This is a genomic window from Peptoniphilus harei, assembly GCF_900454685.1.
Classification (GTDB): Bacteria; Bacillota; Clostridia; order Tissierellales; family Peptoniphilaceae; genus Peptoniphilus_A; species Peptoniphilus_A harei.
In genome coordinates this window covers 1,581,897-1,595,861 of the sequence record NZ_UATM01000032.1, presented here as the reverse complement: position 1 = coordinate 1,595,861, position 13,965 = coordinate 1,581,897, and the positions used below count along the sequence as shown (strand labels likewise).

Annotated in this window: 11 protein-coding genes, 1 pseudogene and 2 other annotated features; of the genes and pseudogenes, 9 read left to right on the top strand and 3 right to left on the bottom strand. The window is 31.9% G+C overall.

Annotation, left to right across the window (positions count from 1 at the left end; all coding sequences use genetic code 11):
• Positions 1 to 47: 47 nt before the first annotated feature.
• The 3 genes and pseudogenes from DRZ96_RS08920 to DRZ96_RS08910 form a co-directional block, all read right to left on the bottom strand.
• Positions 48 to 768 (bottom strand): annotated as a pseudogene (locus tag DRZ96_RS08920) (amino acid ABC transporter ATP-binding protein).
• The gene (locus DRZ96_RS08915) at positions 752 to 1,552 is read right to left on the bottom strand and encodes an amino acid ABC transporter permease (protein ID WP_112890378.1); all 801 of its coding nucleotides are present in this window, start codon (positions 1,550 to 1,552) and stop codon (positions 752 to 754) included. Before DRZ96_RS08915 ends, DRZ96_RS08920 begins: the two are co-directional and overlap by 17 nt.
• A gap of 7 nt (positions 1,553 to 1,559) precedes the next feature.
• Positions 1,560 to 2,369, bottom strand: a complete 810-nt coding sequence (locus DRZ96_RS08910) for a transporter substrate-binding domain-containing protein (protein ID WP_112890377.1) — start codon at positions 2,367 to 2,369, stop codon at positions 1,560 to 1,562.
• 34 nt (positions 2,370 to 2,403) lie between these two features.
• Positions 2,404 to 2,602: a binding site (T-box leader), on the bottom strand.
• Between the two features lie 205 nt (positions 2,603 to 2,807).
• Positions 2,808 to 3,006, top strand: a binding site (T-box leader).
• Between the two features lie 79 nt (positions 3,007 to 3,085).
• On the opposite strand from DRZ96_RS08910, the gene DRZ96_RS12115 reads away from it, so the two are divergent.
• From DRZ96_RS12115 to DRZ96_RS08870, 9 genes are all read left to right on the top strand, one after another.
• Positions 3,086 to 3,838, top strand: a complete 753-nt coding sequence (locus DRZ96_RS12115; RefSeq protein WP_306344723.1) for an argininosuccinate synthase — start codon at positions 3,086 to 3,088, stop codon at positions 3,836 to 3,838.
• On the top strand, positions 3,804 to 4,307 hold the full coding sequence (locus DRZ96_RS12110; RefSeq protein WP_306344722.1) for an adenine nucleotide alpha hydrolase family protein: 504 nt from the start codon (positions 3,804 to 3,806) through the stop codon (positions 4,305 to 4,307). Before DRZ96_RS12115 ends, DRZ96_RS12110 begins: the two co-directional genes overlap by 35 nt.
• Before the next feature lies 1 nt (position 4,308).
• Positions 4,309 to 5,679: an argininosuccinate lyase gene (gene argH / locus DRZ96_RS08900; protein ID WP_112890376.1), complete on the top strand. Its 1,371-nt coding sequence runs from the start codon at positions 4,309 to 4,311 to the stop codon at positions 5,677 to 5,679.
• Positions 5,680 to 5,876: 197 nt separating this feature from the next.
• Positions 5,877 to 6,158 carry an ArsR/SmtB family transcription factor gene (locus DRZ96_RS08895; protein ID WP_070700142.1) on the top strand — a complete coding sequence of 94 codons (282 nt, stop codon included), beginning with the start codon at positions 5,877 to 5,879 and terminating at the stop codon, positions 6,156 to 6,158.
• 14 nt (positions 6,159 to 6,172) lie between these two features.
• Positions 6,173 to 9,106: a UvrD-helicase domain-containing protein gene (locus DRZ96_RS08890; RefSeq protein ID WP_112890375.1), complete on the top strand. Its 2,934-nt coding sequence runs from the start codon at positions 6,173 to 6,175 to the stop codon at positions 9,104 to 9,106.
• A 20-nt stretch (positions 9,107 to 9,126) separates the two neighbouring features.
• Positions 9,127 to 10,470 carry a butyryl-CoA:acetate CoA-transferase gene (locus DRZ96_RS08885; protein WP_112890374.1) on the top strand — a complete coding sequence of 448 codons (1,344 nt, stop codon included), beginning with the start codon at positions 9,127 to 9,129 and terminating at the stop codon, positions 10,468 to 10,470.
• Between the two features lie 448 nt (positions 10,471 to 10,918).
• Complete coding sequence (locus tag DRZ96_RS08880; protein WP_112890373.1) at positions 10,919 to 11,401, top strand: CarD family transcriptional regulator; 483 nt, start codon at positions 10,919 to 10,921, stop codon at positions 11,399 to 11,401.
• A gap of 33 nt (positions 11,402 to 11,434) precedes the next feature.
• Positions 11,435 to 12,523 (top strand): PIN/TRAM domain-containing protein, encoded by a 1,089-nt coding sequence (locus tag DRZ96_RS08875; RefSeq protein WP_070700146.1) that lies wholly within the window; start codon positions 11,435 to 11,437, stop codon positions 12,521 to 12,523.
• 225 nt (positions 12,524 to 12,748) lie between these two features.
• Positions 12,749 to 13,816, top strand: coding sequence for a pyridoxal-phosphate-dependent aminotransferase family protein (locus DRZ96_RS08870; RefSeq protein WP_112890372.1), 1,068 nt, complete (start codon positions 12,749 to 12,751; stop codon positions 13,814 to 13,816).
• The last annotated feature ends 149 nt before the right edge of the window (positions 13,817 to 13,965 follow it).

The following is a 13,965-nucleotide window of genomic DNA, read 5'->3' as shown; positions in this document are numbered from 1 at the left end:
GGGAAACCAGGGCCTTATTTTAATGCACAAATTATTTATTTTAATTTTTACAAGACGGCTTCTAAGAATTTTTTTGTGTTTAAATTATTTGTATCTTTAAAAATATGCTGAGGGCTGCCATAGTCTTCAACTAATCCATCCTTCATAAAGACTATATTATCAGATATTTCCTTTGCAAACCCCATTTCATGAGTGACAATTACCATTGTCAGCTTGTCCTTTAAGGATTTTATAACGTTTAAAACCTCCTTTACCATTTCTGGGTCAAGGGCTGATGTTGGCTCATCAAATAAGAGATACTTGGGTTTATTTGCAAGGGCTCTAGCAATTGCAACCCTCTGTTTTTGACCGCCAGAAAGGGAGTCCGGATAAAAATCTTTTTTGTCTTCAAGTCCCATGGCCTTTAAAAGGCTTATGGCATTTTCTTCTGCACTTTTTTTTATCTTCACCCCTAACCTTTATTGGTGCAAGAGTAATATTTTCTAGAACACTTTTATTGGGGAAGAGGTTAAAATTTTGAAATACCATGCCAATTTCTTGTCTTATTTTTTCTAGGTTTGGATTTTCGCCAGTAATTTCATATTCATCGAGATAAATTTCTCCGCCATTACTTTTTTCCAAGAGATTAATGGACCTAAGTAGGGTGGACTTGCCAGAACCACTGGCGCCAATAATGGATGTTACTGTGAAATCTTCTATAGTAAGATCAATCCCCTTGAGGACTTTTTTGTCTCCAAAGGATTTTTGTAAATTATGAATTTTTATCATATTTTCCCTCCATAAATTTTAATAATCTGGTCAAAGTAAAGGTAATGGCGAAATAAAGAAGCGACCCAAGTATTAGAGGTTCAAGAGCCTTATAAGATGATCCCCTAACAAGGTTGACATTATACATAATATCAGTCACACCAATTGTTGAAATAATAGATGTTTCCTTAATGACTGCTATAAATTCATTTGCCAAGGCTGGCAAAATATTTTTTGTAGCTTGGGGAAGTATAACTTCTTCCATGGCAAGAGATTTTTTCATACCAAGAGATTTGGCAGCTTCCATTTGCCCCTTGTCAATGGCATTGATACCTGATCTTATAATTTCTGCAACGTAGGCGGCAGAGTTCAAACTCACTGCAATAACTCCTGTTATATATGCAAAAGAAGAAATAGAAAGTCCAAAGCTTTTAAAGTCTACAATACTTGCTAGACCAAAGAATATAAAAAATACCTGAGTCAGCATTGGAGTTCCTCTGACAAGTTCAAGATAGCAAGAGGCAAAAACCTTTAAACTTTTTATTTCTGATGACTTCATAAGGTATAAGAAGAGTCCAAAGATGGAGCCCAGGATTACAGAAATTAATGAAAGTGAAATTGTAACCAAAAGTCCTTTTAGATAGTAAGATGAATAATTTTTTAAAATTTCCAAGCTAGATCCAAAGAACTCCATTAATAATTTTCCAAAGATTAAGATAAATATTAAAAATCCAAAAATAACTAGACCATTAATTATATTATTTTTAGAAAGTTTTTTATTTTCGATTTTATAAATATTTTCCATGGTCCACCTACTTTGTAGATAAATCTAAGGCTTCTTGATAATATTCATCTAGTTTACCTTCAACTTTTAATCTCTTTAGAGTTTTATTAACTTGGTCTAAAAGTTCTGTGTCATTTTTATTTAGTCCAATGGCTGTCCCTTGAAGTTCAGCTTTAAAGTAAAAAGAATCTTCAATTTTTAAATTTTCATTGGAAAGCTCATAATTATCGCCAACACATTTTTCTACGATAATCCCATCAATAAGACCCTTGTCAAGTTGGGCAACTAGGTCTGGTGTCTTAGGTAAGGACACTAACTTTTTAATGCCCAAATTTTTTCCAATATCTTCTTGGCTAGTTGCAGTTTGAACTCCAATAGTGAGGTCTTTTACATCATCTTCTTTAGTGTACTTGCCAAGATTTTCTTTGTTGACTAATAAATAATTTTTAGGTTCATAGTAAACATCTGAAAAGGCCATGGACTTTTCTCTTTCAGGAGTCTTTGAAACTCCAGAGATAGCTAGATCAATAACACCTGTATCTAGACTTGCAAGAACTGATGAAAATTCCATGTCTGAAATTTCTAGTTCAACACCAAGGTCTTTTGCTATTTCCTTTCCAATAAAAACATCAAGGCCAAGGATTTCGTCTTTGTCATCTATATTTTTGTGAAATTCGAAAGGTGGGTAGTTTGCATTGCAACCCATGACGATTTTTCCTGATTTTTTTATTTCATCTAATCTTGAATTAGAAATGTCCTTGGACTTAGTAAAAAATATTACAAGGCCGAATATTAATACTAGTAAAATAAGACTTGATATACTTAATATTTTTTTCATAATTTTCCCTCCATAATAAAAAAATCGCCTCTATGAAAGAGGCGAAGTCCGCGGTACCACTCTAATTATCTTTTGGATATCTCAAAACTTTAAGGCAGTTAACCTCTGTAAATACTAATTTCCTTACAGAATCTCAGTGGTTCTATTATATTCCTTTCACTTGCAAGCTTTCACCTAACCTTGCTCTCTAAAAAGTTTCTGAAAATACTTTTTGTCCACTTCATTGATTTCTGAACACTCTACTACGATAAATTATTTTTGTCAATAGTTTTTATAAAAAAATTAAAAAATATTTTGAGAGATATAAAATTCAAAAAATTTTAAAATTAATTTTTCTTTGCATTTAATAGATAGAATTATTTTAACTTGATAAATTACAAAATTTTTTTAAAAATATGCTTGACAAACAAAAATTATCTTGCTAGGATATCAAACAAATCAAAAGTTTTGAAAAGCGAAGTAAAATTATCCAAGACTTAAAGAGAGTTTTCGTTTGCTGGGAGAAAATAGGGAGGATAATTTGAAATAGGAGCTTGGAACTGGCATCTCGATATTTAGATTTGCCCGGTTATGCGTTATAGTTTTTGAGGTATAGAAATATACAAATTTGGGTGGTACCACGTTCTTCGTCCCTTGATAGGGGCGATTTTTTTATACTTTTTTTGAGTCTCAAAGTTAGCTGTTGTAATATTAAAGATTTAATTTGGAGGATAAAAATGAAAAAAACTAATTATAAAAAAATTGCTCTAGCATATTCAGGTGGCCTTGATACGTCAATTATTATTCCTTGGTTAAAGGAAAATTATAATTGTGAGGTTATTGCAGTAGTGGGAAATGTTGGTCAAGAAAAAGAACTTGAAGGCCTAGAAGAGAAGGCTATTAAAACAGGAGCTTCGAAGATTTATATAGTTGATCTTGTAGAAGAATATGTAAAAGATTTTGTATTTCCAACTATAAAAATGGGTGCAAAGTATGAAAAAAATTATCTCTTGGGAACTGCAACAGCAAGACCTCTTATAGCAAAGTCCCTAGTTGAAATTGCAGAAAAAGAAAATTGCGATGCAATTTGCCACGGCTGTACAGGAAAGGGAAATGATCAAATTCGTTTTGAAATGGGGATTAAACATTTTGCTCCAGATATGCCAATAATTGCACCTTGGAGAATTTGGGACATAAAATCTCGTGAAGAAGAAATTGACTATGCAGAAGCCCACAATATTCCACTTAAAATATCAAGGGAGACAAACTATTCAAAGGATTTAAATATTATGCACTTGTCTCACGAAGGCTTAGACCTTGAAAATCCAAAAAACTTCCCAGACTACGACAAAATTTTAGAACTGTCTGTATCTCCAATGAAGGCAAAGGATGAAGTTTGCGATGTGGAAATTGAATTTGAAGCTGCCGAAGCAAAAAAAAATAAATGGCAAGGAAATGACACCTGCAGAAATTTTAAATTACTTAAATAAAATTGGTGGAGAAAATGGAATTGGAATTGATGACATTGTAGAAAATCGTCTAGTTGGCATGAAGAGTCGTGGAGTTTATGAAAATCCAGGTGGAGCTATCCTTTATAAGGCTCTAGAAATTCTTGAATCTATTACTCTTGATAAGGACTCAGCCCACTTAAAAGACTATCTTTCTATAAAGTTTGCCGATTTAGTTTATGATGGAAAGTGGTATTCAAATTCTATCAAGGGACTTTTGGCTTTTGGAAATGAAATCACAAAAAATGTTACAGGTAAGGTGAAATTAAAACTTTACAAGGGAAATATTATACCAGCAGGAGTAGAAGCAGACAAATCACTTTATAGCGAAGACTTAGCTTCCTTTGGCGATGGGGCAGAAGATTTATTCTCTCACAAGGATGCAGATGGATTTATAAACCTCTATTCACTAGCAAGCCTAGTTGAAGCTAAGATCAATAAAGGAGTTTAATATGTATTTATGGGGATCTCATTTAGAAGGACTGGAAGAATTTACTCATGAATTTAATAAGTCAATAGATTTTGATAAAATTTTATTCGAAGAAGACATCACTGGTTCACTTGCTCATGTTGAGATGTTGAGTAAAAAAGGAATAATTGGCCAAGAAGACTTTGAAATTATAGCTAGTGAACTAAAAAATATTTTAGAAGAAATAAAGTCTAAAAAACTTGAAATAGATTTAAAGGAAGAAGATATTCATTCTTTTGTGGAAAATGAACTGACAAAAAGAGTGGGCAGTGTGGGTAAGAAGCTTCACACTGCAAGATCTAGAAATGACCAGTGTGCCCTAGACCTTAAGTTATATTCTAAGAAAGTTTTAGCTGAAATTAATAAGGATTTAAAAAATCTTATAAAAGCAATCATTTCACTTGCTGAGGAAAACAAAAACACAATAATGCCAGGCTTTACCCACATGCAACATGCACAAGTTACTAGCTTTGCTCATTATATCCTTGCCTATGGTCAGATGTTTAAAAGAGATATTGAGAGGTTAAACAATAGTCTTCTTAGAATAGATGAGAATCCCTTAGGATCTTGTGCCCTTACCACAACAAGTTTCGACATAGATAGGTTTATGACTAGTGAAATCTTGGGATTTAAAAAGCCCACAGAGAACTCCATGGATTCAGTTTCAGATAGGGACTATGTTCTTGAGATTTTATTTAACAACTCTCTTATTATGACCCACCTATCAAGACTCTGCGAAGAATTAATTTATTTTTCATCTAGTGAATATGATTATATTAAGTTTTCTGGCAAATTTTCTACAGGGTCATCTATAATGCCTCAAAAGAAAAATCCCGATATGGCAGAATTAATAAGGGGAAAGAGTGGAAGGACTTTTGGAGATTTAATAACAGTTTTTACAATTTTAAAGGGAACGCCATTAGCCTACAATAAGGACTTTCAAGAAGATAAGGAAGCCTTATTTGACTCAGTAAAGACGACTTCTTCTTCATTAAAAATTATGAAGGGAATTATTGAAAGCCTCGAACTAAACAAGGATAAGATGAGAGATTCAGCAGAAAAAGGATTCTTAAATGCCACAGACTTAGCAGACTATTTGGTCCTAAAGGGACTTGCCTTTAGAGAAGCCTATGACTTAGTTGGTAAAATCGTGAATTATGCTATAGAAGAAAATTTAAAATTAGAAGAAATTTCTCTTGAAAAATATAAGAATTTTAACAAGATTTTTGAAGAAGATCTTTATAACTTTATAGAAATTGAAAATTCTTTAAAAAATAGAAAAGTTTATGGAGGACCAGCTGAAGAAGCAGTCACTGTTCAAATTGAAAATCTAAAAAAATCATTAAATATATAAATTTTTAAAATAAGGTCATGGGCCTTATTTTTTTTGTAAAAAAGTACAATGTTAGAATTGTATTTTAAGCTAATGGAAATATTTTCATAATTTATATTTATACAAAAACTATTGACAAATTCATAAAAATTACATAATCTAACTATAGTAAAGTAATTACCAATAAAGAAAAATAAATATATGCTTGGAGGCAAAAAATGAAAACCAAAAATGACAACCTTGAGAATACTGCTGAGGTTTTAAAGGTCATGGCCCATCCAATTAGGCTAAAGATTATAAAGAGTTTAATCGATAATGGTCCTTCTAATGTGGGATCACTACAAGAAAAATTTCATATTCCACAACCAACTGTTTCGTCTCACCTAGGCAAGCTTAGGAGGGCTGGTGTTTTAATATCAAGAAGAAATGGAACAGAGATTTATTATAAGGTTGAAAATGAATTTATTTTGAAGCTAGCTAGTGCACTTTTCACTAAGTAATAAAAGGTGTTTTTATGGAACTAAGTGAAGTTCAAAAAAAAGCTGTCACAACTCTAGACAAAGATGTAAACCTAATGGCGGGAGCCGGTACTGGTAAGACCAGGGTTCTCACCAATAGGTTTATTAATATTGTAAAAAATAAAGTCAAACCCCTAAGAGTTCTTGCTATAACTTTTACTAAAAAAGCTGCAGAAGAAATGCGAGCTAGGATTTCAAAAGACCTTGTTTTAAATAGGATAGATTATGAAGATAAGGACCTTAACATAATGACTATCCACTCCTTTGCTCTCGAGATAGTGGAATCCTATTCTTATATTTTAGGCATAAATCCAAAATTTAAGATTCTTGATGATGGAGAGTCTGCTTATCTTTTGGAAGAAGCCGTTAAGGAAAGTTTAAATGAGATTGAAGATGAAAAATTTAAGGATTACCTATTAGATTTTAAAACATCACCCTTTGAAGAAGTAAATAATTTTATAAATCTTTATGGAGATTTTAAAAATAATAATTTAGATTTTGATGATATTTTAAAGAAATCTTTGAACTTTGATACATCAGAAAAGACCTTCCAAGACTTAATTAATCTTTTAGATGAATATAGGCAAGTTAGTGGAAAGAAGTTTAAGGGATTTTATGATTCTAATATTGAAAATTTAAGAGACCTTGTGTCCTTTGATGGCGAAGTTTTAAGTGAAATAGAAGAAAATCTTGGTAGTTCAAAAAAAGAAAATGATAAAATTCTAGAGATAAAAGATCTCATTCAAGAGTTAAAAAAAGGTTTAGAAGATAATAACAAAGCTTACTACGAAATTATTATAAAAATTTTAAAGTCAATAGACAGAATTTATAAAGAATCTAAAGAAGAAATTAGGGGCCTAGATTATGACGATATAATTTTTTACTGTCATATACTTTTAAAAAATCCAATTGTAAAAAGTGAATTGATAGAAAAGTATTCCTACATATTAGTTGATGAATACCAAGATACAAACGAGATCCAAAATGACATTATACGCGTCTTTTCTTCTTCCAACATATTTATAGTTGGTGACCCCAAGCAGTCCATCTATGCCTTCAGGGGGACAGACCTATCATCTTACTTTTCTTTTTCAGAAGACATTGAAAAAAGGGGAGAGACCCTTTTAATGAACAAGAACTATAGGTCTGATGAAGAGATTATCCACTTTGTAAATGAAAAATTTAAGGACTTAATTGAGCCCTATGACGAGATGGAATCCTTCAACAATTATGGGGGAGGAGTTTATCTCTACAACACCCCTGAATATGCTGAGCTCCTTGATTTAGTTAAGGACTTATTAAAAAAATATGATGCAAAAGACATTGCCATCCTTTCAAGATCCAATGCTCAAATAGATGAAATTGGAAAAATTTTATCCCAAGGCGAGATAAAATTTAACAAGGGTGAGAGAAGGCTTGACGAGATTGAAGTCTTGAGGCTTATTAAAAATATTTTATCTGCAATTTATAGTCCAAAAGACTTTTTAAATTTTTTGTCTCTTTTTAACTCCAATCTCTTGGATTTTGATTTCAAAGATCTAATTGAGATTTTAAACCAAGGAATTGATAATTCAGAGGACCTATTAGCTTACAAGTCCACAGATAAAAATATAAAAGAATTTTTAAACTTTATAAAAGACACAAGAGAAAAATCATCTTACCTCATGCTTGATGAAGTAATTGAAGAGATAATGAATTATTTTTATGGTCTTGGAACTTTAAGGGAAATTGATTGGGAATATATTTATAATTTTAAGGATCTAGCAAGAGATTTTGTGGAAAATAATTCCAAGGACTACAGGTCTTTTGAAAGACAAATTTCTTCCATGACCTTTGAAGACCTTGAAGATGGGATTAATCTCTTAACAATTCACAAGTCTAAGGGTCTTGAGTTTGATGGGCTGATAATATCCCACATGGATAAGGGAAAAAAATATGGAAAGACAAATAGAATTCTTGTGGACAAGGACTTGGGGCTTGGAATTAATTCTAAACTTTCAAATTATTCCTATAGGGAGATATCTAATAAGTTAAGGACAATTGATGAGGAAGAAGAAATTAGGGTCCTATATGTCGCAATGACTAGGGCAAAAAAGGAATTAATTTTATTTGGTAATTTAGAAAAGGCAAGAGCTGGATCTTATTTTTTACTTCTGGGAGATCTTTCAGGCCTAAAAGAATATGAATTTTCAAACTTAGAAGTAAAAGAAGAAGAAAAGAATTATTTACCTCTTAATCTAGACCTAAAGTTTGACAATAGGATTAGGGAGTATTATACAGTCACAGACTTCATTAATTTCGACAGAAGCAAGAAGGATTTTTATTACAAATATTTCTTGGGCATTGATAACTACACCATGGGTCAAGGAAAGGGTCAAGCTATGGACCCCAAGACTCTGGGAAATATTATTCACTTCTTCGCCTATAAGTATGGTGGAGACCAAAGCTTACTAGAAGATAAAAATATTGATGAAGACTTAAAAGAAATTTTCACATATTATGAAGAAGGTTTGACAGAAGAAAAATTAAATATTTCAAGAAAACTAGCTTTGAACTATCTAGAAATGGAAGAAAAGGTTATAATAGATAAAGAGCTTTTATTTTACTACGACTTAGAAGGATTCCTTGTAAAGGGTTACATTGACCAAGTCATAAAAATAAATGGCGAATATTTTATTGTTGATTTCAAAACTAGTACCCTCGATGAAGAGGAGTTAAAGAAGACTTATGAAAAACAATTAATACTTTATTCGGCAATCTATGAAAAGCTATATAAAGTTAAAGTGAAAGCTGCATATATATTTGACCTAAGGGGTAAAAATAAAATACTTGTAGAGACAAGTGAAGAAAAATATAAAGAAGTAATGGATGAATTTTTAGATTACATTAATTTTATAAGGTCTCACAAGCTATTAAGGGATTATTTATAATTTATATTTAAGGAGGAAATATGGACTATTCTAAGGATTATAAGGACAAGTTAATTACGGCTAAAGAAGCTGCTGGCCTAGTAAAAGACAATATGTGGGTTGACTACGCATGGGGTGTTAGTACACCAGTTGCTTTTGATAAGGCTCTTGCTGAAAGACTTGATGAATTAAATGAAATTTATTTAAGAGGTGGAGTACTTCTTTGGGAACCAGAAGTATTTAAAAAGGATCCAGAAGGTGAAAAAGTTGTATGGAATTCTTGGCACGCTGGTGGACCAGACAGAAAGAGAATTAACACAACTCTAGGTGGATTTTATATTCCATTAAGATATTCTGAACTACCTAGATGGTACAGAGAAAACTGTAAAGTAGACGTAGCAGTTATTGTTACACCTCCAATGGATAAACACGGTAACTTTAACTTTGGACTTAGTGCCTCTCACCTAATGGCTGTTATTGAAACAGCAGACAAGGTTGTAATAGAAATTAACGAAAAGATGCCAAGAGGACTTGGTGGATTTGAACACGAAATTAACATCAAGGATGTTGACTACATTATAGAAGGAGATAATCCTGACATTGCAGCACTTCCTAAGGGATCTTTTGGTGAAGTTGATAAAAAAGTTGCAGAATTAATTGTAGAAGAAATTCCTAATGGAGCTACACTTCAACTAGGTATTGGTGGAATGCCAAACGCTGTTGGATCTCTAATTGCTGATTCTGATTTAAAGGACCTTGGAGTTCACACAGAAATGTATGTTGATGGATTTGTTGAAATGGCTAAGAAGGGTAAACTTACTGGAGCTAAGAAAAACATCGACAGATTTAGACAAGCTTATGGATTTGCAGCTGGTTCTCAAGAAATGTATGACTACATTGATGGTAACTCAGCATGTATGGCAGCACCAACATCTTATACTAACGATGCAAGAGTAATTGCACAACTTGATAACTTTGTTTCTATTAACAACGCAGTAAACGTTGACTTGTTTGGCCAAGTAAGTTCTGAATCTTCAGGAATTAAACATATTTCTGGAGCAGGTGGACAACTTGACTTCGTACTAGGTGCTTACCTATCTAAGGGTGGTAAATCCTTCATCTGTCTATCTTCTAAATTTATGAACAAGAAGACAGGAAAAGAAGAATCAAGAATTGTTCCAAACTTTGAAACATTCTCAGCTATTACAGCTGCAAGACCTAACACTCACTGGCTTGTAACTGAATATGGTAAGTTCAACTGCAAGGGCCAATCAACTTGGCAAAGAGCAGAAGGTATCATTAACATAGCTGCACCAGAATTTAGGGATGACCTAATCAAGGAAGCAGAAAAAATGAATATCTGGAGAAGAACTAACAAGAGATAAAATATAAATTATTTTCCCCTGATTTATCAGGGGATTTTTTTATGCTTTTTTTATTGAGTAATAAGAAATAAATACAAAGTAGTAAACAAAGGAAAAGTTAAATTTTATTTGTAAGTCAAAATTAAATACAAAGTTGTATTATATTGATAAGTGATTAAAATTTATAAACTTGTAAATATTTATAACTTATTAAAAATTAATTAACTCGTAAAAAATTATTTAGCGAAGTTTATTTATAAAATTTTAATAAACTTAAAAAGATTTTAAATTACTTCAAATAGATTTCACAATGACCATCTATATATTTCACAAAGAAAAATTATAATTATAAAAAATAAAAAAATCACCAAAAAATCTTTGCATAATTCAAAAGATTATGATATAGTATTACGTTTACTTTTATAAAAACCTCTGTTATACTAGAATAAGGGACAAGAGGAGGTAAGTAATGTTTAAAATTGGTGATAAGATTGTATATCCTATGCACGGTGCAGGCGAAATTGTTGGAATAGAAGAGAGAGAAATCCTTGGTAATGTCCACAAGTATTACATAATGAGGTTACCTATAAATGATCTTAAGGTAATGGTGCCTGTTAAAAATGCGGAAGAAATTGGTGTTAGAGATATTTCTGACAATAAAACCATGGAAAAAGTTTTAGAAACTTTGAAATCCAAAGTGGAAATTTCTATGCCTAAAAACTGGAATAGGAGGTACAGGTTCAATCTTGACAAGATAAAATCTGGTGACTTAACTGAAATTGCTGATGTTGTTAGATCTCTTGAAAATCTAGATAGGGAGAAATCTTTATCAACGGGCGAGAGAAAAATATTGACTGAAGCAAAGCAAATTATTGTATCAGAAATGGTTCTTGTCTTTGAAAAAAATGTTGAAGAAGTGACAAAGTTAATTGACGATGCCATTTTTGGATAAGGAGGGATTTTTATTAGCAAAAACCGAAGAATTGTGTCCAAAATATTTAAGTTTCTATTTACTGTAATCGGCGCATTAGTAGGTATTTTTATTGTATCTGTTTTATCAGATATTGATTTTGTAAGAGGTATTGGAAGTCAAAAAATTATCACAGGTGTTTCTGTGGTTATTGTATTTTTATTTGCACTTATATTTTTTATACTTTCTCCAAGGGTTTTTAAAGCCTTGGAAGATTTATTAGTTATTTGGGAAAGACAAATCCAAACAAAATCTTTTACAGAAGTAATACTTGGTGCCGTAGGCCTAATATTAGGTCTTATAATAGCATTCTTAATTTCGCAACCTATTTACAAGATACCAATTCCCTATGTGGGTTCAGTAATTTCTATTTTACTCTATGGTATGCTTGGTTATTTAGGTCTTACTATTGGAATGTCAAACAAGGACACTATATCAGAAAAAGTTAGGGATCTTACATCTTTGGCTGCAAAGAGAAATGTTAAGCCAAAGGATGTAGTAAAAGAATACACAGGCATTCCAAAAGTCTTAGATACTTCTGTCATTATTGATGGAAGGATACTAGACATAGCAAAGGCTGGATTTATTGAAGGCCCTCTTGTTGTTCCCGTTTTTGTACTAGAAGAATTACAACATATAGCCGATTCTGCTGATGGATTAAAGAGAAATCGTGGCAGGAGAGGGCTAGATACTGTTGCAGAAATCCAAGAATTAAAAAATGTAGAAGTTATAATTTACAATGGAAAAATAGAAGAAATTCCTGAAGTAGATTCAAAGCTTTTAAAACTTGCCACAGAATTAAATGGAAAAATTGTTACTAATGATTTTAATTTAAACAAGGTGGCTAGGGTGCAAAACTTAGATGTTTTGAATATTAATGAGCTTGCCAATGCTGTTAAGCCCCTTTACCTTCCTGGAGAAGAAATGGAGATTTTAATTGTGAGAGAGGGCAAGGAGCACAAGCAAGGTCTTGCTTATCTTGACGACGGCACTATGATCGTTGTTGAAAATGGTAAGGACCTAATTGGAGAAAAGGTAAATGTAGTTGTTACATCAGCCCTTCAAACTTCTGCAGGTAAGATGATTTTTGCAAAGCTAAAATAAAAATTAATTTTTAAACTCTGTCTTAGGGCAGAGTTTTTTATTTGGCAAAAATTTATAATTTAAATTATCACAAGAAGCTTATGATTGAGATCTTCACTTTAGAGGTATAAATATAATCTAAGATAGTAGAAAACAAAAATATTATATACAAGCCTACAAATATTTTTATTTGACGGTAAAATTGATTTGTATTATTATTTGTTAGTAATAAAAGGGGGAACAAAAATGAAATTATTTTTACCCGGTCCTGTGTCTGTTCGCAGCGAAGTTTTAAAACAATTTGAAAAACCTGTTATTGGACATAGAACTAAGGAAGCATCAGAAGTTCAAAAATCAATTTCAATAAATATGCAAAAGATATTTGGAACAAAGGAAGAAATCCTTGTTTCAACATCATCAGGCACTGGACTTATGGAAGGTGCTATTAGGTCTTGCACTAAGAAGAGGGCTCTTATATGTTCTATAGGAACTTTTGGGGACCTTTGGCAAAGACTTGGACTTGAAAATGGAATAGAGACAGATATTTTGAGAGCAGAAGACGGAGAAGTAACTGATCCTAATAAACTAGAAGAAGCTTTGAAGGAAAAAGATTATGATTTTGTAGGAATCACTCACAATGAAACTTCATCTGGTATCTTAAATGATCTAGCTGGACTTAAGCCAGTTATTGACAAGTATCCAAATATTGTTTGGGCACTTGATACAGTAAGTTCTGCTGGTGGAGCTCCAATTGATCAAGATAAATATGGAATTGATATTGCTATTACATCTTCACAAAAGTGTCTTTCACTAGTACCAGGACTTAGCTTTGCATCTTTTTCTGAGAAAGCTGTTGAAAAGGCAAAGACTGTTGAAAACAGAGGTCACTACTTAGACTTACTTCTTTTGTATAATTATGTTAAAGAACACGATTACCAATATCCATCAACTCCAGCAATTTCTAATATGGTTGCTGCAGAGTATCAACTTAACTATATTATTAATGAAGAAGGACTTGAAAATAGATTTAAAAGACATGAAGAGATGTCCCAATATTTTAAAAAGTGGGCAGATGAAAACTTTGAAATCTTTGGTAACAAGGACCATCTTTCTCCAACAATAACTTGTGTTAAGAATACTAAGGATTTAAAATTTGATATTTTAAGTCACGAATTTATGAACAAGGGATTCTTAATTTCCAATGGATATGGAAAACTTGCTGGCAAGACTTTTAGGGTTGGTCATATGGGTGATACAAGCTTAGATGATATAAAAGAATTCACAAAAACTTTTGACGAAATATTAAATAAATAAATTAAAGAATATCCTGGGCGACAGGATATTTTTTATTGTATATTTAGTTTAAATAAAGACCTAGTGAGGATGATTCCTTCTCTAGGTCTTTTATAATTCATAATTAAGTTTTTGTTACAAATCCACGTATTCTTTGAGAATGAAGAAAG